General features: G+C 63.1%; 18 protein-coding genes. 12 read left to right on the top strand and 6 right to left on the bottom strand.

Annotated elements, in window-relative coordinates:
- Positions 1-19: 19 nt before the first annotated feature.
- On the bottom strand, positions 20-1,231 hold the full coding sequence (locus SJ05684_RS06930; RefSeq protein WP_034857430.1) for a UbiH/UbiF family hydroxylase: 1,212 nt from the start codon (positions 1,229-1,231) through the stop codon (positions 20-22).
- A gap of 259 nt (positions 1,232-1,490) precedes the next feature.
- On the opposite strand from SJ05684_RS06930, the gene pcsA reads away from it, so the two are divergent.
- The 8 genes from pcsA (at position 1,491) to SJ05684_RS06970 (ending at position 10,347) form a co-directional block, all read left to right on the top strand.
- Entirely contained in the window at positions 1,491-2,216 is a 726-nt protein-coding gene (gene pcsA, locus SJ05684_RS06935) for a phosphatidylcholine synthase (protein WP_034857428.1), read from the top strand.
- 9 nt (positions 2,217-2,225) lie between these two features.
- Positions 2,226-3,203: a quinone oxidoreductase family protein gene (locus SJ05684_RS06940; RefSeq protein ID WP_034857427.1), complete on the top strand. Its 978-nt coding sequence runs from the start codon at positions 2,226-2,228 to the stop codon at positions 3,201-3,203.
- Positions 3,204-3,246: 43 nt separating this feature from the next.
- Positions 3,247-4,821 carry an ABC transporter ATP-binding protein gene (locus tag SJ05684_RS06945; protein WP_034857426.1) on the top strand — a complete coding sequence of 525 codons (1,575 nt, stop codon included), beginning with the start codon at positions 3,247-3,249 and terminating at the stop codon, positions 4,819-4,821.
- A complete protein-coding gene (locus SJ05684_RS06950) occupies positions 4,811-5,905 on the top strand; it encodes an ABC transporter permease (RefSeq protein ID WP_034857424.1) in 1,095 nt (364 codons plus the stop codon). Before SJ05684_RS06945 ends, SJ05684_RS06950 begins: the two co-directional genes overlap by 11 nt.
- Positions 5,905-6,825, top strand: a complete 921-nt coding sequence (locus tag SJ05684_RS06955; RefSeq protein ID WP_034857423.1) for an ABC transporter permease — start codon at positions 5,905-5,907, stop codon at positions 6,823-6,825. Before SJ05684_RS06950 ends, SJ05684_RS06955 begins: the two co-directional genes overlap by 1 nt.
- Before the next feature lie 45 nt (positions 6,826-6,870).
- Positions 6,871-7,941 carry a BMP family ABC transporter substrate-binding protein gene (locus SJ05684_RS06960; protein WP_034857422.1) on the top strand — a complete coding sequence of 357 codons (1,071 nt, stop codon included), beginning with the start codon at positions 6,871-6,873 and terminating at the stop codon, positions 7,939-7,941.
- A gap of 253 nt (positions 7,942-8,194) precedes the next feature.
- Positions 8,195-8,947, top strand: a complete 753-nt coding sequence (locus tag SJ05684_RS06965) for a FadR/GntR family transcriptional regulator (protein ID WP_034857421.1) — start codon at positions 8,195-8,197, stop codon at positions 8,945-8,947.
- A gap of 104 nt (positions 8,948-9,051) precedes the next feature.
- Entirely contained in the window at positions 9,052-10,347 is a 1,296-nt protein-coding gene (locus SJ05684_RS06970) for a hemolysin family protein (protein ID WP_034857420.1), read from the top strand.
- A gap of 38 nt (positions 10,348-10,385) precedes the next feature.
- Here the strand turns inward: SJ05684_RS06970 and SJ05684_RS06975 are convergent, their stop codons facing one another.
- The 5 genes from SJ05684_RS06975 to SJ05684_RS06995 are packed head-to-tail and all read right to left on the bottom strand — an operon-like array spanning position 10,386 to position 15,844.
- A complete protein-coding gene (locus SJ05684_RS06975) occupies positions 10,386-11,606 on the bottom strand; it encodes a molybdopterin molybdotransferase MoeA (protein ID WP_034857419.1) in 1,221 nt (406 codons plus the stop codon).
- The gene (moaC, locus tag SJ05684_RS06980; protein WP_034857418.1) at positions 11,606-12,100 is read right to left on the bottom strand and encodes a cyclic pyranopterin monophosphate synthase MoaC; all 495 of its coding nucleotides are present in this window, start codon (positions 12,098-12,100) and stop codon (positions 11,606-11,608) included. Before moaC ends, SJ05684_RS06975 begins: the two co-directional genes overlap by 1 nt.
- Positions 12,097-12,912, bottom strand: coding sequence for an indole-3-glycerol phosphate synthase TrpC (trpC, locus tag SJ05684_RS06985; RefSeq protein ID WP_034857417.1), 816 nt, complete (start codon positions 12,910-12,912; stop codon positions 12,097-12,099). The genes moaC and trpC overlap by 4 nt, the downstream gene beginning before the upstream one ends.
- A 9-nt stretch (positions 12,913-12,921) precedes the next feature.
- On the bottom strand, positions 12,922-13,935 hold the full coding sequence (gene trpD / locus SJ05684_RS06990; protein WP_034857416.1) for an anthranilate phosphoribosyltransferase: 1,014 nt from the start codon (positions 13,933-13,935) through the stop codon (positions 12,922-12,924).
- Positions 13,936-13,951: 16 nt separating this feature from the next.
- Positions 13,952-15,844, bottom strand: a complete 1,893-nt coding sequence (locus tag SJ05684_RS06995; protein WP_034857415.1) for a peptidylprolyl isomerase — start codon at positions 15,842-15,844, stop codon at positions 13,952-13,954.
- A 355-nt stretch (positions 15,845-16,199) separates the two neighbouring features.
- Here SJ05684_RS06995 and SJ05684_RS07000 point away from each other — a divergent pair, with 355 nt between their 5' ends.
- The 4 genes from SJ05684_RS07000 to SJ05684_RS07015 all read left to right on the top strand — a co-directional run bounded on the left by SJ05684_RS07000 (position 16,200) and on the right by SJ05684_RS07015 (position 22,041).
- Positions 16,200-17,846 (top strand): Na/Pi cotransporter family protein, encoded by a 1,647-nt coding sequence (locus SJ05684_RS07000; RefSeq protein WP_034857414.1) that lies wholly within the window; start codon positions 16,200-16,202, stop codon positions 17,844-17,846.
- Positions 17,847-18,008: 162 nt separating this feature from the next.
- Positions 18,009-19,379, top strand: a complete 1,371-nt coding sequence (gene glmU / locus SJ05684_RS07005) for a bifunctional UDP-N-acetylglucosamine diphosphorylase/glucosamine-1-phosphate N-acetyltransferase GlmU (protein WP_034857412.1) — start codon at positions 18,009-18,011, stop codon at positions 19,377-19,379.
- A 341-nt stretch (positions 19,380-19,720) separates the two neighbouring features.
- Positions 19,721-21,547, top strand: coding sequence for a glutamine--fructose-6-phosphate transaminase (isomerizing) (gene glmS, locus SJ05684_RS07010; RefSeq protein WP_034857411.1), 1,827 nt, complete (start codon positions 19,721-19,723; stop codon positions 21,545-21,547).
- Positions 21,544-22,041, top strand: coding sequence for a GNAT family N-acetyltransferase (locus SJ05684_RS07015; RefSeq protein WP_034857410.1), 498 nt, complete (start codon positions 21,544-21,546; stop codon positions 22,039-22,041). The genes glmS and SJ05684_RS07015 overlap by 4 nt, the downstream gene beginning before the upstream one ends.
- Positions 22,042-22,054: the final 13 nt, after the last annotated feature.

Genomic DNA, 22,054 nt, shown 5'->3' on the forward strand with positions numbered 1-22,054 from the left:
GCCGAATTGAGCGGGCCGATCAGGCACTCTTCCGGGTGAATGTCTCCCGCAGGCTCTCCCTGATCGATTGCAGCGCGCTCCCGGGATGGATGCCTTCGCGCATCAGGAGGCCCCGCAGCGGCCCGGCGGAGGAAAGAAGCTGCAGACCGACGGCGCGCATCGCCTGGACGGGCAGGAAGCTCGAGAGCAGAGACCGGTTGAGCAGGTCGACGCTCGCCGTCCGGCTGAGGATGTCCATCCGGCGCTCGCGGTCGAAACGGTCGCCGGCATCGGCCGGCAAGCGGCCGACGGTGGGCGGTCCGACGAGCTCGACGACCGTCATGACGTCGCGAAGGCTAAGGTTCAATCCTTGCGCTCCGATCGGCGGGAAGGCATGCGCAGCCTCGCCGACGAGCATCACGCGGCCCCTGCCGAAGCGCTGGGCGGTCATGCCGGAGAGCGGGAAGGACTGCGGTTTGCCTTCGGCGGTCACCTTGCCGAGGATCGAGTGCAGCCGCTCCTCGATGGTGCGCGACAGGACCTCTGTCGGCAATTTCAGCGTTTCCTCCGCATCACGCGGCTTCTGGACCCAGACCAGGCTCGAGCGGTTGCCGGGAAGCGGCACCTGCGTGAATGGGCCGCTTGGCGTATGGAGTTCCGTCGAGACCTCCTGGTGCGGCAGTTCGTGCCCGAAATTCAGGACGACGGCGGCCTGTGGATAGGACCAGGTGAGCGTGTCGATATCCGCCGCTTCCCGGACGGCCGAGCGCCGGCCATCGGCGCCGACGATGAGATCGGCGGTGAGCATGCGGCCGTCCTCGAGGCCGACGCGCACTTGGACATCGCCAAAATCGAAGACCTCCGCCGCCACGGCTATGCGCTCCAGCGTCGGCAGATTAGCCTGGTGTCTTTCGAGGATCTCGAGGAACGGCGCATTGGGGATATTGTAGCCAAACGCCTCGAGGCCGACCTCGGCCGCGCGGAAGTTGACGGGCGGCGCGCGCAACAGCCGCTTGGTATCGTCAATGATGTGGATGGCGACGAGCGGTGCCGTCAGCGGCGCGACCTCGCTCCAGAGTTCGAGCTGCTTCAGATATTCAATCGATTGGTCCATCAGGGCCGTCGTGCGCCCGTCCGCAATCGCCGGTCGCGGACCGACCAGCGCGACGCGGTGGCCCTCGCGGGCAAGCGCGATCGCGGCGAGCGACCCGGCAAGCCCGGCACCGATGATGACGACGTCGTAGTGATCCATGGCCGACGAGACCTCTTTGTCCGAGCGGTTGCCCGCCCCAATTCTCCACAACGGGTTTGTTCTACTCCGTTAGCCTATTGAAATAAATGGGCTCAATTGGCGCAGACCGGTTTCTCGCATGTCCACAGGACAATTCCCTCCCCGGGCTTGACTCCGTTTAATTTTGCTGGCGGCGCCCCGCAAAGGGTGCATATTACCGCCTGTCGGGCAGCGACGGCTCCGGCAAGGGTCGAAATGAGGGACTGGGCGGCATTCACAAATGAAATTCTTCAACTACAGACGCGTTCCCTACGCCGAAATCCGGGCCTTCTCCGTGCATATCCTGACGGCGTCCGGATCGTTCCTGGCTTTTCTCGGCGTCGTGGCGGCGGCCGAGCATCGCTTTATCGACATGTTCTGGTGGCTCGGCCTGGCCCTGCTCGTCGACGGCATCGATGGCCCCATTGCGCGCAAGGTACAGGTCAAGGAAGTCCTGCCGAACTGGTCGGGCGACACGCTCGACAATGTCATCGATTACGTGACCTACGTCCTGCTGCCGGCCTTCGCGCTCTACCAGAGCGGCATGATCGGCGAGCCCTGGTCCTTTGTCGCGGCCGGAGCCATCGTGGTTTCGAGTGCCATCTACTACGCCGACATGGGCATGAAGACGGATGAATATTTCTTCTCCGGATTCCCCGTCGTCTGGAACATGGTCGTCTTCACCCTGTTTGTGATCCAGGCTAGCGAAATAACTGCATCCATTGTTGTTTTCCTGTCTGTAGTGCTGACCTTCCTGCCGGTCAATTTCCTGCATCCGGTGCGGGTGCAAAGGCTGAGGCCGCTCAATCTCGGCGTCTTCCTCGTCTGGTCGGTGCTCGGCATGTATGCGCTGCTGCTGCATTTCGAAACGCCGCCCTGGGTGGTCGTCGGAGTGGTGGCGACCGGCATCTATCTCTACGTCATCGGTTTCATTCTGCAGCTGTTCCCTAATCTTGGGCGTGTTTAGGAGTTGGTCATGGCACAGGCGATCGTAGTCCGCGAGCTCGGCGGACCGGAAGTTCTGAAGATGGAAGGCGTGACGCTGGCGCCGCCCGGGCCGGGAGAGGTGCAGATCCGCCAGGTGGCGATCGGCCTGAACTTCATCGATGTCTATTTCCGCACCGGGCTCTACAAGTCGGCCACGGGTCTGCCTTTTGTTCCGGGCAAGGAGGGCGCCGGGATCATCACGGCCGTCGGCGACGGCGTCAGGCTCTTTGCGGTCGGCGACCGGGTGGCCTACGCCTCCGCGGATGGCGCCTATGCAAGTGAACGCAACGTCGAGGCTTCGCAACTCGTCAAGGTTCCAGACGGCATCAGCCTGGAGACAGCCGCCGCGATGATGCTCAAGGGCATGACCGCGCAATATCTCCTGAACCAGACCTTCCAGGTCGGTCCGGAGACGGCACTGCTCTTTCACGCGGCCGCCGGCGGCGTCGGCCTGATTGCCGGCCAATGGGCGAAAGCGCTCGGTGCGATCGTGATCGGTACGGCGGGATCGCAGGAGAAGATCGAGCTGGCGCTCGCCCACGGTTACGACCATGTCATCAACTACAATACCGAGAATTTCGTCGAACGCGTGAGGGAGCTGACGGGGGGCCGGGGCGTCGACGTCGTGTACGACTCGGTCGGCCGCGATACCTTTCCGGCCTCGCTCGACTGTATCAAGCCGCGCGGCATGTGGGTCAGCTTCGGCAATTCCTCCGGGCCGGTGGATGCGTTCAATATCGGCATCCTGGCGCAGAAGGGATCGCTCTTTGCCACCCGGCCGACCCTCTTCGGCTACATCGCGACGAGGCCCGCGCTGGAGGCATGTGCAAATTCCCTGTTTGATGTTGTGCAAAGCAACAAAGTGCGTATCAATATCAATCAGACCTATCCGCTCGCCGAGGCTGGCCGTGCGCATACGGATCTCGAATCAAGAAGAACGAGTGGAACGACATTGCTGATTCCCTGAGCGTTGCCAAAACGGGCCGGGAGTTGAGGGGAAAGAGGGCAGAGTGCCTGTAAAGGGAGCAAATGCGAGCGGCCCGTTGCTGGCCGTGCGCAACCTGACGAAATTCTTCGGCTCGTTCGCCGCCTGCAGCGCGATCGATCTGCAGATAGAACCCGGAGAAATTCACGCCCTCCTCGGCGAGAACGGGGCAGGGAAGTCGACCCTGGTGAAGATGCTGTTCGGCGTGTTGGCGCCGACGGCGGGCGAGATCCGGTGGAGGGGCGAGGCCGTCCGCATTTCGAGCCCCGGTGACGCGCGCAAGCTCGGCATCGGCATGGTGTTCCAGCACTTTTCCCTTTTCGAGGCGCTGACGGTCGCGGAGAACATCGCACTGTCTATGGACAGGAATGTTTCGCTGGCTCGGGTCGCCGAGGAAGCCTCGCGGCTTTCGCATGCCTACGGCCTGCCGCTCGACCCGAAGGCGCATGTGGCCGACCTTTCCGTCGGCGAAAGGCAGCGCATCGAGATCGTCCGGGCGCTTCTGCAGAACCCGCAACTGATCATCCTTGACGAGCCGACTTCGGTCCTGACGCCGCAGGAGGCCGATCGGCTGTTCGAGACGCTGCGCAAGCTGAAATCGGAAGGTCGATCCGTCCTTTATATCAGCCACCGGCTGGAGGAGGTGCAGCGCCTCTGCGACCGTGCCACGGTCTTGCGGCACGGGAGGGTAACCGGCGCCTGCGACCCGCGTGCGGAGACGCCGGCCTCGCTCGCCCGCATGATGGTCGGCAGCGACGTCGCAACGGTCAGCCCGGAGGGAACGAGCACCAAGGGCGACGTACTACTGGAGGCGAGCGACCTCTCGGTCCCCGCGCGCACGCCCTTCGCGGTCTCGCTGAAGAATCTCTGCCTCAAGGTGCGGGCGGGCGAAGTCCTGGCGATCGCAGGGGTCGCCGGCAACGGCCAGAGCGAGCTTTTCGATGCGCTTTCGGGCGAATACCCCGTGGCTGATAACAATGCCGTCCAGATCCGGCAAAAGCCGGTCGGAACGAAGAACATCAATGCGCGCCGCCTGATGGGCGCCGGTTTCGTGCCGGAGGAGCGACACGGGCATGCAGCGGTCCCGGCGCTCGCGCTCTCCGACAATCTCGTTCTCGCCCGCAATCAGTCCGACCGGCGCGCTTTTCTCGGCGGCGGCTTCCTGAAGATCATCCGGCAGAACGCCATCAAGGCGGCGACCAAGCGGATTTCCGAGGCGATGGACGTTCGCAAGAGCGGCGAGGATCCGCCGGCCGGCTCCCTTTCGGGCGGCAATCTGCAAAAATTCATCGTTGGGCGCGAGCTCGACCGGCAGCCCGCCGTGCTCGTCGTCAACCAGCCCACCTGGGGCGTCGATGCGGGCGCCGCAAGCCGGATCCGGCAGGCGCTGGTCGATCTCGCGAAGGCGGGCTCCGCAGTGCTGGTGATCAGCCAGGATCTCGACGAGATTTTCGAGGTGGCGACGGAAATCGCGGTGATCAGCGAGGGGCGCATTTCCGACGCCTATCCGGCCCGCGAACTTTCGCGCGAAAAGATCGGCCTTCTCATGGGCGGCATTCATGGCCAGACGGAAGGTGCGGGGGCGGCACATGCGCATTGAACTCGAAAAGCGTGCCAAGGTCTCGACGCTCTATTCAATCCTGTCGCCGTTCATCGCTTTCGCGCTGACGATCGTCTTCGGCGGCATCATGTTCGCGCTTCTCGGCAAAAACCCGGTGACCGCGCTTTACAGTTATTTCGTCGAGCCTTTGATCGAGGTGTGGTCGCTGCATGAGCTGGCAATCAAGGCCGCGCCGCTGATGCTGATCGGCGTCGGCCTCTCGGTCTGCTTCCGGTCCAACAACTGGAATATCGGCGCCGAAGGCCAGTTCATCATGGGCGCGATCGCCGGTTCGATCCTTCCGGTCGTCTTTCATGAGTGGCACTCGCCCCTGATGCTGCCGTTGATGCTTCTCTTCGGCATCATCGGCGGCGCTCTCTTCGCTGCGATACCCGCCTTCTTAAAGGCGCATATGAACACCAACGAGATCCTGACGAGCCTGATGCTGGTCTATGTCGCCCAGCTCTTTCTCGACTGGCTGGTGCGCGGTCCCTGGCGCAATCCGGAGGGCATGAATTTTCCCGAAACGCGCAGGTTCGCCGCCGAGGCGATCCTGCCCGAAATGCTCGCCTCTGGGCGCGCCCATTGGGGTTTCGCCTTCGCCATCATTGCGGCGCTGCTCGTGTGGTTCATGATGCGTTACACACTGCGCGGCTTCGAGATTACCGTCCTTGGCCAGTCCGAACGGGCCGGGCGCTTCGCCGGCTTTTCCTCCCGCAGGATGATCTGGTTTTCGATGCTTTTTTCCGGCGCCCTTGCCGGGCTTGCGGGCATTGCGGAAGTGAGCGGCGCAATCCAGCAACTGCGGCCGGTGATCTCGCCCGGCTACGGTTTCACGGCAATCATCGTCGCTTTCCTAGGACGCCTCAATCCGCTCGGCATCATCGCCGCCGGGCTCGTGCTTGCGCTCACCTATCTCGGCGGCGAGGCGGCACAGCTTTCGATCGGCGTTTCGGACAAGGCGACGCGCGTCTTCCAGGGCCTGCTGCTGTTCTTCGTGCTCTCCTGCGATACGCTCATCCATTATCGCATTCGGCTGGTGTGGGAGAGATTTCCGGCAATCAAGACGGATGAGGCGCACTGATGGGTATCGTCGAAGCAATCCTCTTGAGCGTCATCACCGCGGCAACGCCGCTGGTGCTTGCCGCTGCCGGCGAGCTCGTCGCAGAGCGGTCCGGCGTGCTCAATCTCGGCGTCGAAGGCATGATGATCATGGGGGCGGTCTGCGCCTTCGCGGCCACCCAGATCACCGGCTCACCCTATCTCGGGGTTGTCGCCGGCATTGCTGCGGGTGCTTTGTTTTCGCTCCTCTTCGGCGTTCTCACGCTGACGCTCGTTGCCAACCAGGTGGCAACGGGGCTGGCGCTGACGCTGCTCGGCCTCGGCGCCTCGGGCATGATCGGCGAGAGCTTCCTCGGCATGCAGGGAACCAAGCTGCAGCCGATCGCTCTTCCGCTCCTGTCGGAAATCCCCTTCGTCGGGCCGCTCATCTTCCGACAGGATGCGATCTTCTATCTCTCTATCGCGATCGTCGCGGGCATCCACTGGTTCCTGTTCAGGAGCCGCGCCGGGCTGAAGCTGCGGGCGGTCGGTGACAGCCATGCCTCGGCGCACGCGCTTGGTGTCGACGTCATTCGCACCCGCTATCTGGCGGTCCTGTTCGGCGGCGCCTGCGCCGGCCTTGCGGGCGCACAGCTCTCGCTGGTCTACACGCCGCAGTGGGTGGAGAACATGTCGGCCGGCCGCGGCTGGATCGCGCTGGCGCTCGTGGTGTTTTCGTCCTGGAGACCGTGGCGCGTGGTCGCCGGAGGCTATCTCTTCGGGGCCGTCTCGATCAGCCAGCTTCACGCGCAAGCCTTCGGCATCGGCATCCCTTCGCAATTCCTTTCTTCGCTTCCCTATGTGGCGACAATTGTCGTACTCATACTGATATCGCACAACCGGCGGATGACCTTGATCAATACGCCGGCATCGCTCGGCAAGCCGTTCGTGCCGGACCGGTGAACCACAAGAACCAGACGGCTATTCTCGAACCACAGAGGTCAAAAAATGAAAAAACTACTCCTCGCCCTTGCAACCACGACAGCGGTGCTCGGCTTTGCTGCGGCCGCGAGCGCACAGGAAAAGGCCAAGATCTGCTTCGTCTATGTGGGCTCCAAGACCGACGGCGGCTGGACCCAGGCGCATGACATCGGCCGCCAGCAGGTCGAAAAGGAGCTCGGCGACAAGGTCGAAACGCAGTTCCTGGAAAACGTGCCGGAAGGACCTGATGCCGAGCGCGCCATCGAGCGCATGGCACGCTCGGGCTGCGGCCTGATCTTCACCACGTCCTTCGGCTTCATGGATGCGACGATCAACGTCGCGCAGAAGTTCCCGGACGTGAAGTTCGAACATGCGACCGGCTACAAGACCGCACCGAACGTCGCCACCTATAACAGCCGCTTCTATGAAGGCCGCTACATCCAGGGCCAGATCGCAGCCAAGATGTCGGAGAAGGGCGTCGCGGGCTACATCGCGTCCTTCCCCATCCCGGAAGTGGTGATGGGCATCAACGCCTTCGTCATCGGCGCCCGTTCGGTCGATCCCGACTTCAAGATCAAGGTCATCTGGGCGAACACCTGGTTCGATCCGGGCAAGGAGGCGGACGCCGCCAAGGCGCTGATCGACCAGGGCGTCGATATCCTCACGCAGCACACCGACACGACCGCGCCGATGCAGGTCGCCGCCGAACGCGGCATCAAGGCCTTCGGCCAGGCGTCCGACATGATTGCCGCCGGTCCCGAGACGCAGCTGACGGCGATCGTCGACACCTGGGGCGCCTATTACGTGAAGCGCACGCAGGACTTCCTCGATGGCAAATGGGAATCGACCTCGAGCTGGGATGGCCTCAAGGACGGCATCCTGACCATGGCGCCCTACACGAACATGCCCGATGACGTGAAGGCGATGGCCGAGGAAACCGAAGCCAAGATCCGGTCCGGCGAACTGAAGCCGTTCACCGGCCCACTCGACAAGCAGGATGGAACGCCTTGGCTGAAGGAAGGCGAGACGGCGGACGACGCGACGCTTCTCGGCATGAACTTCTATGTCGAGGGTGTCGACGACAAGCTGCCGCAATAAGCCGCACCCGCCAACCGTGATTGCCCTGCAGACCCCGCGCTTCAAACGCGGGGTTTGCTACTGCATCTCTCCTTAAATCGACCTCGGACAAAGACATGCAGCGAGTCGAAGTGCTAAAGCGACTGCGGCGGGCGGCAATAATAGCCCCGCTACTGCTCGCGAGACTTTCGGGAATCGTATATTCGATCTAGAGTTATATGCGATCTTTCTGATGGGACGTGGGGAACTGCGCGCTTGACCGGGAGGAGAGGGGGTGAAGAGCTTGCTTGAGACCGTGTTATCCAGGGCGCCGAAACGGACGAGCCATGCACAGGTGGTGGATCAACTTGGCAGGGCGATCGTATCGGGGGAGTTTCCGGTCGGGAGCATCTTGCCCGGCGACCCCGAACTGGCGGCCCGCTTCCGAGTGTCGCGCACGGTCCTCAGGGAAGCGATGAAGACTCTCGCCGCCAAGGGGATGATCGTTCCGCGTGCCCGAATTGGTACGCGTGTCACGCCCCGGAAAGAATGGAACCTCTTCGACGCGGAGATCCTGACTTGGCATTTTGCCTGCGGGGTGGACGAGGAGTTTCTCCAGCATCTCAGCGAAGTGCGCCTTGCCTTCGAGACCCATGCCGCCGCACTTGCGGCGCGAAACGCATCCGATGCGGAAATCGCCACGATGATGCGCCTCGCGGTCGCGATGAGCCATGCGAACCATACTGCGGAGACTCTCGCCGAGGCGGATCTCAGGTTCCATCTTTCGGTCCTCGACGCATCCGGAAATCCGTTTCTTAGGACCGTCGGCAGCCTGATCGAGGCCGCTCTCGTCGGTATTTTCCGGCTGAGTTCGCCAACGGACGATGTAGGCGGCATCGACGAAGTTGCCCAAAATCACATCCGTATCGTCGAGGAGATCGGCAAGAGGGACGAGGCCGGCGCGCGGCAGGCGATGGAATATGTGATCCGATACGGGCGCGATCGCATCCATCAGGCATTGCAGACCGAAACAGGCGAGGGAGCGTGAGAGGCTCCATCATCATTGATCTTGCCCTTACCCGCATCCCGGCCTATCTGGAGAGAGTAGCCGCTCGGGATCGGGCTGGCTTTCCTCAACGGTAAAGCGGGGCCATGTACGAGTTCTTCGTGATCTTTCTGCTCCTCCTGATCAACGCCTTCTTTGCCCTCTCGGAATTGGCAGTCGTTTCGGCAAGCAAACCGTTGCTGCGCCAGATGGTGAAGCAGGGGAACCGGCGTGCGGAAAGCGCGCTGAAGCTTGCCGAAGATCCCGGAAAGTTCCTGTCCACAGTTCAGGTCGGAATTACGCTTGTCGGCATTCTGGCAGGTGCCTATGGCGGCGCGACCATAGCCGCAAAGTTTGCGCCGGCGCTCGACCAGGTGGCCTGGATCAACCCCTATGGGAATACGGTCGCGGTGGCACTCGTCGTCACGCTCATCACTTTCCTGTCGGTCGTCATCGGTGAACTCATTCCCAAGCAGCTCGCGCTTCGCAATCCCGAAGGGCTGGCGATGTTCGTCGCGACACCGATGACCTGGCTTTCGCGAATCACGGCGCCGGTCGTGTATATTTTCGAGACTACGGCCGCTCTCGCGATCCGCCTGATGGGCATGCGGCCGAACGACCTTGATCGCGTGACGGAAGAGGAAGTGCAGGCGATCATGGCGGAGGGCGTGGAAAGCGGCGCAATCGAGAAGAGCGAGCATGAAATGCTGCGGCGCATCATCCGCCTCGGTGATCGCAGCGTCAAATCGATCATGACCCACCGGACAGAGGTGAGCTTTATCGATGTCAAGGACGATCCGGCGACGATCGGCCGCAAGATCCGCGACTTCGGCCACTCGCGCTATCCCGTGGTCGAAGGTCCGTCCGGCGAAGTGATCGGAGCGGTCCTTGCCAAGGAGATATTGAATGCGCCTTTGGCACCGCCCTTCAACCTGCGCACTTATATCCGCGAGATTCTGACGCTTCCGGAGACTATTTCCTGTCTGAAGGCGCTCGAGGCGTTCAAGACTTCGCCCATCGATATGGCGATGATCGTCGACGAATATGGCAGCATGGAAGGGATCATCACCACAGCCGACGTACTGGAGGCTATCGTCGGCGTGATGCCGTCGAACTACGACGATGCCGAGCACGCGCAGATCCGGACGCGCGAAGATGGCAGCTATCTTGTCGATGGCCGGACGTCGATCGATGAAATTCATCTGCAAATCGGTATCGAGGGCATCGATCCGGACGCCGATTTCGAGACCATTGCCGGCTTTCTCGTCCACGAACTGCGCAAGACCCCGGAAGAGGGCGATTGCGCTGAGGCCTACGGCTACCGCTTCGAGGTCGTCGACATGGACGGCCGGCGCATCGACAAGATTCTTGTCAGCCGCAGCACGGGAGAGAGCCCGGTGTGACCGGGTAACAGGTAAGGGCGAACGGGCCGCGCTCGCCCTCAGGCCGGTTCCCGCAGTTTCAGCACCGGACATATTTCTCCGGGCGCGGCTGCCGGCGATTGCGGTGGACGAACGATCAACCCATCCGATTGCGCAAAGACCCTGGTCATGGAGGAATCCTGGCGCGAGAACGGTTCCGCCAGGAACGAGCCATCCGGTTCGACGGAGAGGCGCGCGCGAATGTAGTCCTGGCGGCGGTCGTTGGCGGGCAGAGGGACGGCGAGGCGGGCAGTGACCAGGCGGGAGCGCGGAGGAAGATGCGCGAGCTTGCGGGTCAAGGGCTCTAGGAACAGCAGGGCGCAGACAAGGCTCGAGACCGGATTGCCGGGAAGGCCGAGCACAATCATACCTTCGAGTTCCCCCACCATCAGCGGCTTTCCGGGGCGCATGGCGATCCGCCAGAAGTCCAGCGTCATGCCGCAGCCAAGAAGCGTTGACTGGACGAGATCATGATCGCCGACGGAGGCGCCGCCCAGCGTAACCAGCACATCCGCCTTAACCGACTGCGCCGCGGCGACGGCCGCTGCGATAGCTGTTCGGTCGTCGGGGACGATGCCGAGATCCAGGATTTCCGCGCCGTTTTCCCGTGCGATCGCGGCAACGCCGAATGTGTTCGAAGCGATGATCTGGTCGGGCCCGGGTGTGCTGCCGGGTGGCAGCAATTCGTCGCCGGTCGCGAGAAAGGCGATCTTCGGACGCGCAAACACCGGCAGGCTTTCGTGGTTCATGCTGGCGGCAAGCGTCAGCCGTCCGGCGTCCAGCAGGCTACCGCCGGCAAGTGCCACTTCTCCGGCATTGAAATCCTGGCCGCGCAAGCGGATATGGCGCCCCTTCGCGGGCGTAAAGAGCGTGCGAACGCGCTCGCCTTCCACCGCCTGCGTGTCTTCCTGCAGGACGACGGTATCCGCCCCCGCTGGAAGCGGTGCACCGGTAAAGATACGAACGGCCTCGCCGCGTCCTACCGTGCCGCGAAATCCGCGTCCGGCGGCGGACTGGCCGATAACGGTGAGTTCGGCACCGATGTCGGCGATATCCTCGTGACGGACCGCATAGCCGTCCATGGCCGAATTGTCGAAGGCGGGGTGGGTGAGGCGTGCGGCGGTGTCCGCGGCAAGAACGCGGCCGAGGCAGTCTTGCAATGCAAGCCGTTCCGTTTCGTCGCGCGGCCGGGCCTTCGCAAGGACCCTTGCCTGGGCCTCGTCGACCGGAAGCAGCGACATCAGCGGTTTTCTCCGTCGCGGCGGTAGTCGCCCGAGCGGCCGCCCGACTTGCTGACGAGGCGGATGCCGCCGATCTCCATCTCACGATCCGCGGCCTTGGCCATGTCGTAGACCGTCAGACAGGCGACGCTGACGGCAGTCAGCGCTTCCATCTCGACGCCCGTGCGCCCCGTGAGCTTCGCCATCGCCTCCACCCGCAGGCCCGGCAGTGCCGCGTCCGGAACGATGTCCACCGACACTTTGGTGAGCATAAGCGGGTGGCAGAGCGGTATCAGGTTCGCCGTCTGCTTGGCCGCCATGATCCCGGCAAGCCGGGCGGTGCCGATGACGTCGCCCTTCTTGGCATCGCCTTCGAGGATCAAGGCGAGCGTTTCCGGCCGCATTCGAACGAAGCCTGCGGCGACGGCAACGCGAACGGTTTCCGCCTTGTCGCCGACATCGACCATATTGGCTTCGCCGGTGCTGTCGATATGGCTGAGGCGAGGTTCGCTCATTCTGCTGCCAGAGCGTTGTCCGCGCCGGTCAACAGCGCGCGCGTCGCCGCCTCCACGTCATGCTTTCGCATCAGGCTTTCGCCGACGAGGAAGGTGGTGATTCCACTCTCTTCCAGGCGCCGGCAGTCCGCATGCGTGAAGATGCCGCTTTCGCCGACGAGCAGCCGATCGGCCGGAACCATCGGCGACAGGACTTCGGAAACGGCAATATCGACCTCGAAGGTCCTGAGATTGCGATTGTTGATGCCGACGAGCGGAGAGGAGAGCCGAAGCGCCCTTTCCATTTCTTCTTCGTCATGCACCTCGATGAGGACGTCCATGCCGATTCCGAAGGCGGCGTCTTCTAGGCGTCGCGCGTCGTCGTCGCCGAGCGACGCCATGATCAAGAGGATGCAGTCAGCGCCCCAGGCACGGGCTTCGAAGACCTGATAGCTGTCGAACATGAAGTCCTTGCGGAGCGCCGGAAGCGACGAGGCAGCGCGTGCCGCCGCCAGGTATTCCGGCGCACCCTGGAAGCTCGGCGTATCGGTAAGGACCGAAAGGCAGGCCGCCCCACCCGCAGCATAGGCTTTGGCGAGCGCCGGCGGGTCGAAGTCCGGACGGATCAGCCCTTTCGAAGGGCTCGCCTTCTTGATCTCGGCGATGAGACCGAATTCGCCCTTTTGGCGTCGCGCAGCAAGGGCTGCGTGAAAGCCGCGCGGAGCCGATTGGTCGGCGATCCGCGCCTTCAATTCTTCGAGCGGAATGCGTGATTTCGCGGCGGCGATCTCCTCGCGCTTGTAGGCTTCGATCTTGCGCAGAATATCCGTCATATCCTCTCCTCAAGCGGCATTGGAGACGGTGATCAGGCGCTGCAGGGCGGTTTTGGCATTACCGCTCGAAAGCGATTGACGTGCAATCGCCATGCCCTCCGCGAGATCCTTGGCGCGTCCCGCTATCATCAACGAAGCGGCGGCATTCGCAAGCGAAATGTCCCGATAGGCGTTTTCCTCGCCATCGAGCACCGCCTGCAGGGCCGCCGCATTATGCGCTCCGTCGCCGCCTTTCAATGCGCTGAGGCCGACCGTCGCGAGGCCGAAATCGGCGGGTGTCAGTTCGAAGCTCCTGATCTTGCCGTCCTCGAGCGCCGCGACCTTGGTCACTCCTGTCGTGGTGATCTCGTCGAGGCCTTCGCCATGGACGACCCAGACGCTTTCCGAGCCGAGATCGCGCAAGACCTCCGCAATCGGATCGACCCATTGCGGCGCAAAGACGCCAACGAGCTGCCGTTTGACGCCCGCCGGATTGGAGAGAGGACCGAGCAGGTTGAAGATCGTCCTCGTGCCGAGTTCGACGCGGGTCGGGCCGACATGGCGCATGGCCGAATGATGCTGCTGGGCAAACATGAAGCCGACGCTGGCCTCGCGGACGCAGCGGGCAATCGCTTCGGGGCCGATGTCGAGCTTGACGCCGAGGCAGGAGAGCGCGTCCGCCGTGCCGGATTTCGAGCTCAGCGCCCGGTTACCGTGCTTTGCGACAGGCACGCCGGCTCCGGCGACGATGAGCGATGCCAGCGTCGAAATATTGTAGGTGCCCGCGCCGTCGCCGCCGGTCCCGACGATGTCGATCGCGTCTTCCGGCGCTTCGACCGGCAGCATCCGCGCGCGCATGGCGCCGACGGCGCCGACAATCTCGTCGACGGTTTCGCCGCGGACCCGGAGCGCCATGAGGAAGCCGCCGATTTGCGAGGGTGTCGCTGCCCCGGACATGATGATCTCGAAGGCGGCGCGCGCATCGTCCCGGCTGAGGGACTCACGCGCCGCGACCTTCGCAACGAACGGCTTCAAATCACTCATGCGTCGTCCTCGCCCCTCACTGCTGCGCCAATGCCTGCTCGGCCAGCGTCTGGTTGATCGATACGCCGTAGGCCGCCTGCAATGTGAACACCATCTGGTCGAGAATGTCGTCTCCGCTGGCGCGGGCGATCGCCTCGATCTGGCGGCTGTCGTCGTCGAGGGCATTGGCCGGCGCACTCTCGTTTACCGCCGTCACCTGAAGCAGGATCTGGCCTTCGCCGCCGGTACCCGGTGCATTGGCGACGTGCCCGTTCGGGCCGCCGAATGCTGCCATTATCGCCGCTTGGCTGAGCGCCGGATCCTGGGTCGAGCGCTTCAGTCCAGCCTTGCTTTCGACTGTCAGGCCGAGCTCGGTTGCGATGTCGGCAAGCGTCTCACCCTTCTTTATCCGCTCCTTGAGTTCGGCCGCCTTGGCAGCCAGAGCCGAGCGCTGCTGTTCCGCGGTCCAGCCGGCGGCCACTTCGTCGCGCACCTCGTCGAGTGTCCGGTCGCGGGCGGGGATCACCTCTTCGAGGTCGAACCAGAGGTATCCGTCGCGTCCGATGGGAACCGCGAGCGTATCGAGACCGACCTCGGCCTTGAAGACCTCCTCGAGCAGTTCGCGCTGCTCCGGCAATCCGGTGACGTCGTCGCCGTTCTGGTCCTTGCCGGTGGCATCGATCGCATCGACGGTAACGAGCTTCAAATTCAGCTGTTCGGCCACTTCCTTGACGGGCACGCCGGCGGCGCGTTCGTCCTCGATCTTGGCGTGGAGACCGATCAACTGGTCGCGCGCGGCGTCAAGGGCGATCTCCTTGCGCAACTCGTCCTTCACTTCGTCGTAGGTGCGGACGGTTTCGGGACGAATGTTGGTGACGCGCAGGATGACGGGGCCGAATGCGCCTTCGACGACCGGCGTCACGCCGCCATCGGTGGTGACCGCGAAGGCGGCATCGGCAACCTTGGGATCCGGCATGCTCTCCTTGGTGAAATCGCCGAGAAGAACGTCGCCGGTGCTCTTGCCTTCGGCCTTGATCAGATCGTCGAAGGAGGTGCCGGCGACGAGCTTTGCCGCGGCGGCGTCGGCCGCTTCGCGCGAGGGGAAGGAGAGCTGCTCGATGGTTCTCGTCCCCGCTGTGCGGAACCGTTCCTTGCGCTGCTCGTAGTCGGCGCGCACTTCCTCCTCGGAAATGGTCTCGGGAGCGGCGAGATCTGCCGGCTCGAGCTTGATATAGCTGAACTTGCGATACTCCGGCGCGCGATAGTTCGCCTTGTGGCTTTCGAACCAGGGCGCAAGCACGTCGTCGCCCGGAGCCTTGACTGCATCGATATTCGCGTTCGAGAGCATCAGATAGTCGATACTGCGGGTCTCGTGGCGATATTTGCCGATCGCCTCGGCAAGCACGTCGGGAGCCTTGTATCCGTCTGTGATCGCATCGACGACCTGTGAGCGCACCGCCACCTGGGCGCGGTTGCGGATGTAGTCCTTTTCGGTGAGGCCAGCATTTCGCAGCACACTCGAAAATGTCAGTCGGTCGAATTGGCCGTTAGCGCTGTGAAAGGCCGGGTCTTCGCCGATGAGCCTTGCGAGCCGATCCTCGGAGAGGCCGAGATTCATGTCCTCGGCGAGTTGGTCGAGAGCTGCGCCGGCAACGAGCTGCGAATAGACCTGCGCCTCGACCCCGAAGGCGCGCGCCTGCTGCCGCGTCAGCGGCATGCCGAGCTGCCGCGACAGGAGGCTGCGCTGGCGCTCATAGGCAAGGCGGAAGTCGCTGGCGGATACCTTGACATCGCCGACTGTAACCACAGCGTCGGACGCACCCGTCACCATCATCGTCTGTCCACCCCAAACCATGAATGAGAGGATGAGAATGGCCAGGAAGCCTTTGACGACCCGCGTCCGGGCGGCGTTTCTCAGGGAGTCGAGCATGGGGGCAGAAAACCTCGTTGCAGTACAGCGGCATAGAGCCGAATGAGTTCGTTCCTTAGAACAAACCGGACGGGAATTGAAGGGCGCTGTGCTGCAAATTGCATGATCCGTGGCCGACTTGAGCGCTCGACCGTCTCGGTCACGCGAATTCGGTCGCCCTATGGCTGCCGGCGCCTTGCGAAGCACCGGCCGGAGAAACCGGCGCAAACAGGAAAGAGAGTGTCGAATTCGTTAGCCGGCAACCGAAATCGATCTGTAGAATTATCCACTTTCCCTTATAGCAATTGGTCGGGAATCGTGTCTTCGATAGGGCTCAAGCAATCCCGTTCTTCGTGGCCGTTACGGAACTGATGCCATGCAATCCACAATCGTGATGGTCAATCTCTTCGGCGCCGTTGCGCTGCTGCTGTTCGGCCTTTCGCTCGTCAGGGAAGGGGTGACGCGCGCGTTCGGAGCGCGGTTGCGGACCGGCCTCGCGCAAGGGACCGGCGGTCCCCTGCGGGCATTCGCTACGGGCCTCGTTGCGACGCTTGCGCTTCAGAGTTCGACCGCCACGGCCCTGATGACCGCGTCCTTCGTGGAGAAGGGCCTGGTGCGCTCGCGCATGGCGCAGATTGTGCTGCTCGGCGCCAATATCGGCACTGCCATGACGGCCTGGATCGTCGCGCTCGGGATAGGATGGCTATCGCCGCTGCTCGTGCTTGCGGGGGTCGTCACGCACAGGATGAGCCGGTCGAGCGCGCGCCAGGGCGGCGGTTATGCCCTCGTCGGCATAGGCTTGATGCTCTTGTCCCTCGACCTCCTGGGAGCGGCAACGAAGCCGATGCGCGAATCGGAGGCTCTCGCGGCGTTTCTTGGTCTGCTCGACGGCGCATGGCCCGTCGCGACCTTGATCTCGGCGGGTCTCGCATTCGCCTCGTCTTCAAGCCTCGCCGTCGTCATGCTGGTGCTGTCTCTATCCTCCGCCGGCGTGCTTACGGCAGGCCTGACCGTCGCCCTGGTGCTTGGCGCGAATATCGGTGGTGCCATACCCCCCGTACTCGCTACGCTCGGCTCCGCGCCGGCCGCGCGACGGGTGACGCTTGGGAACCTCGTGGTGCGCAGCATTGGCTGTTTGATCGCGCTTCCGCTCGTCGGCATAAACGTGGAATTCCTGCAGCGGCTGCCTCTGCAGGCCGAGAACCTGCCCGTCGATGTGCATCTGGCCTTCAATGTGGTCGTGGCGCTCGTCGCATGGCCCTTCGCGGGCATGCTCGCGCGCGCCATGGCCCACTTCGTTCCCGATGAGGAGGCAAGCGAACTGGGACCGCGTTACCTCGACGAGGCATCGCTCGACACGCCGGCCATGGCGCTCTCCGGCGCGACGCGAGAAGTCCTGCGGGTCGGAGACCTGATCGAGTCGATGCTCATGCGTGCCTCGACCGCATTCCAGAACAACGACCTGAGCGAGCTCAACGACGTGGCTCGGATGGAAAGGCAGGTGGATCTCCTGCAGCAGGAAGTGAAGATCTTCCTGTCGCGGCTCGGGCGCGGCGAGTCGGACGAGGAGCACGGCCGCCGCTCGATCGTAATCATCGACTATGCGATCAACCTCGAACACATGGGCGATATCATTGAAAAAGGTCTTTGCGAGCAGATCCGCAAGAAGATCACCAACGGCCTCAAATTCTCCGAAGACGGCTATCAGGAACTGAAGAGCCTCTTCGAGCTGACGATCGACAATCTTCGCATCGCCCAATCGATCTTCGTGACGCGAAACGCCGATCTGGCGCGGCATTTGATCGAGGTGAAGGTCGACGTCCGGCACATGGAGAAGCGGTCCGCGGAGCGGCACCTTGAACGGCTGCGCGATGGTCTCGCCGAAAGCCTACAGACGAGTTCGCTGCACCTCGACATGCTTCGGGATCTGAAGCGCGTCAACGCCCATATCGCGTCAGTCGCCTATCCGATCGTCGAGGAAAGCGGACTTCTGACGGAGAGCAGGTTGCGGCCGCGGGCTTGACGCCTCCGCAGGCGACATGGTGTGCGTCTCGCGCGTCATTGCGTTTTAACCGGATTAATGCGACGTGATTGGCTGACTGCGCCTTGCCGCAATATCTTGCCGGCAGACGTCGAATCGGGCTGACGGGGCGCTGTAGAAGAATACCTCAAGGAGAAGAAGAGCATGGAACGGACTTGCCTGGCGATCATCCTGGCGGCTGGCGAAAGCACTCGGATGAAATCGGCAATGTCGAAGGTGCTGCACCCCGTTGCGGGCCGGCCCATGATCGCGCATGTCGTCGACGCGCTGGCAAGCGCTTCCATTTCCGACGTGGCCCTGGTCGTGGGGCGCGACGCCGAGGCGGTGACAGCCGCGGCCGCGAGTGGTGCCGTTACCGTCACCTCGTTCCTGCAGAAAGAACGGCTCGGCACGGCGCATGCGGTGCTTGCCGCGCGGCAGGCGATCGAAAGGGGGTATGACGATGTCCTCGTGGTCTTCGGCGACACGCCGCTGATCACCGCCGCTCCGCTCAAGGCCGCGCGTGAGCGCCTGGCCGAAGGCAACGACGTCGTCGTCATCGGTTTCGAGACGGCGGATCCAACGGCCTACGGCCGCCTGATCGTCGAGGATGGAGAACTTCGGGCGATTCGGGAGCACAAGGACGCCTCGGAGGAGGAGCGACGTATCACCTACTGCAATGGCGGGCTGATGGCGATCCACGGCCGCAAGGCACTCGACCTTCTCGCCCGGATCGGCAACGGGAATGCCAAGGGCGAGTACTATCTTACCGATCTCGTCGAGATTGTTCGCTCGCTCGGCGGCCGCGCGATTGCCGTGAAAGCGCCGGAGGAAGAACTGACCGGCTGCAACACGCGGGCCGAACTCGCCTATATCGAGAGGCTCTGGCAGCAGCGTCGCCGGCACGAACTGATGCTGGCCGGCGTCTCGATGATCGCGCCGGAAACCGTCTTCCTCGCCTGGGATACGAAGCTTGCGCAGGATGTGCTGGTCGAGCCGAACGTCGTCTTCGGTCCGGGCGTGCGCGTCGAAAGCGGTGCGGTCATTCACGCCTTCTCGCATGTCGAAGGGGCGCATATTCGCGCCGGCGCGACCGTCGGTCCCTTTGCCCGTCTGAGGCCTGGCGCCGATCTCGGGCCGAATTCGAAGGTCGGCAATTTCTGCGAGGTCAAGAAGGCGGCGATTGGCCCCGGGGCGAAGGTCAACCATCTGACCTATATCGGCGACGCCTTTGTCGGTGCCGGGTCGAATATCGGCGCCGGCACGATCACCTGCAATTATGACGGCGTGAACAAGCATGTGACCCGCATCGGCGAGAATGCCTTCATCGGCTCGAATTCAGCGCTTGTGGCGCCTGTGACGATCGGCGACGGAGCGCTCGTCGGTTCCGGCAGCGTGATAACCGAGGACGTTCCGGCGGACGCGGTCGCGTTCGGTCGGGCGCGTCAGGAGGTGAAGCCCGGCCGGGCGCCGATACTGCGCGAGCGCTACGAGGCGGAAAAGGCAGCCAGAAAAAAGGCGAAGGCCGCCGAATAATCTCGTTAAATGTTGAAACTGAAAGTGAAATCGAAGCGGATTGTCTCACGCGATAATTTCAGTACGAAGGCTTCGAGGAGGCGGCGTGCCTGACTGTCATGAGTGCAGCGGGCGGCTCGATCTCTGTGACGTGATCTTTGTGCATCGGCCCGAAAATCGGACCCGACTTTTGGAAAGCACGATGCGAAGATTCAATTACTTGCAGCGTCCTTGTGCGTCCTGAAGGACAAAGGACGCTTTAATGGACTGGCGCGGCGAGGGGCGGTGATCCGCGCGTATTCTCGTCTTGCCTGGGTGACCTGTAGCGCCGCGTCGGCGTGAATAAGAATGCGGAGTTTCAAATGTGCGGGATTGTGGGCATCGTGGGGGATCAACCGGTTTCGGAGCGGCTTGTCGACGCATTGAAGCGCCTGGAATATCGGGGCTACGATTCGGCGGGTGTGGCGACGATCAATGGCGGTGAGCTGCATCGCCGGCGCGCCGAAGGCAAGCTCGTCAATCTCGAGACAAGGCTGAAAGAGGAGCCGCTGGCCGGTACGATCGGCATTGCCCACACGCGCTGGGCCACTCATGGCGCGCCGACCGAACGCAATGCCCACCCGCATTTCACCGAGGGCGTTGCTGTCGTCCATAATGGCATCATCGAAAATTTTGCCGAGCTGAAGAGCGAACTCACTGCCGCAGGCGCCGAGTTCCAGACGGAAACGGACACCGAAGTCGTCGCCCAACTTCTGGCAAGTTTCCGCCGTGAGGGCATGGGACGACGCGAGGCGATGCACGCGATGCTGAAGCGCGTCAGCGGTGCCTATGCCTTGGCCGTCCTGTTCGAGGACGATCCCTCCACCATCATGGCGGCCCGCAACGGCCCGCCGCTGGCGATCGGCCATGGCGAGGGTGAAATGTTCCTCGGCTCGGATGCCATTGCGCTCGCACCGTTCACCAATGAGATCACCTATCTGATCGATGGCGACTGGGCCGTCATCGGCAGGACCGGCGTGCATATTTTCGACATCGACGGCAGTCCGGTCACTCGCCCCCGGCAGGTCTCGATGGCCGCCGCCTACATGATCGACAAGGGCAATCACCGCCATTTCATGGAGAAGGAGATCTATGAGCAGCCGGAGGTGATCTCCCATGCGCTCGGCCATTACGTCAATTTCATCGACAACCGCGTGCTCCCGGTCTCGGAGGTGATCGACTTCGCCGAGGTGCCGAGCCTTGCGATCTCCGCCTGCGGCACGGCCTATCTGGCCGGGCTGGTCGGCAAATACTGGTTCGAGCGCTATGCGCGCCTGCCGGTCGAAATCGACGTCGCTTCCGAATTCCGCTACCGCGAGATTCCGCTCACGCCGCAATCGGCGGCGCTCTTCATCTCGCAATCGGGCGAGACCGCCGATACGCTCGCGTCGCTGCGCTATTGCAAGGAGCATGGCCTGAAGATCGGCGCCGTCGTCAACACGCGCGAATCCACCATCGCGCGGGAGTCGGACGCCGTCTTCCCGATCTTTGCAGGCCCCGAGATCGGCGTCGCCTCGACCAAGGCCTTCACCTGCCAACTCGCGGTCCTTGCCGCCCTTGCCATCGCCGCCGGCAAGGCGCGCGGCACGATCAGCGATGCGGAAGAGCAGGCGATGGTCCGGAGTCTCGCCGAAATGCCGCGCCTCATGGGCCAGGTGCTGAACAGTATTCAGCCGAAGATCGAGTTCCTGTCGCGGGAACTCTCCAAGTGCCGCGATGTCCTCTATCTCGGCCGCGGCACGAGCTTCCCGCTCGCGATGGAAGGCGCGCTGAAGCTCAAGGAGATTTCCTACATCCATGCCGAAGGCTATGCCGCCGGCGAATTGAAGCACGGGCCGATCGCCCTCATCGACGAGAACATGCCGGTCATCGTCATCGCCCCGCATGACCGCTTCTTCGATAAGACGGTCTCGAACATGCAGGAGGTGGCCGCCCGCGGCGGAAGGATCATCCTGATCACCGACGAGAAGGGCGCTGCCGCCTCGACGCTCGATACGATGCACACGCTGGTGCTGCCGAGCGTCGACGAGATCGTTGCGCCGATGATCTTCTCCCTGCCGGTCCAGCTTCTCGCCTATCACACGGCAGTCCACATGGGCACCGATGTGGACCAGCCACGCAACCTCGCAAAATCGGTGACCGTCGAATGATCATCCGGCCGGAGAGGGAGGGGGACGTCGTGGCGATCGGCGCCGTCACCGCCGCTGCCTTCGCCGGCCACCCGCATAGCGACCAGACGGAAGCGCTGATCATCGAGCGCTTGCGTGCCGAGAACGCGCTGAGCGTCTCCCTCGTTGCGGAAGAAGCAGGTGAGGTGATCGGCCACATCGCATTTTCGCCGGTGACGATCACGCCCGCCGATGACGGCTGGTACGGGCTCGGTCCCGTTTCCGTGAGGCCGGACAGGCAGGGCCGTGGCGTCGGCAGTGACCTCATCCGGCAAGGCGTTGAAAGGCTGAAAAATATGGGCGCGGCCGGCTGCGTCGTGGTTGGGGAACCGGCATTCTACGGCAGGTTCGGATTCCGCGATGAGCCAGCTCTTGTCTTTCCCGGTGTTGCGCCGCAATATTTCATGGCGCTGGGCCTGTCGGGAGCAATGGTTTCCGGCACGGTCGTTTACCATTCGGCCTTCGGGCCGGGCTGAGGGGTGATGGTAG

Origin of the sequence: Sinorhizobium sojae CCBAU 05684 (assembly GCF_002288525.1) — a bacterium.
Classification (GTDB): Bacteria; Pseudomonadota; Alphaproteobacteria; order Rhizobiales; family Rhizobiaceae; genus Sinorhizobium; species Sinorhizobium sojae.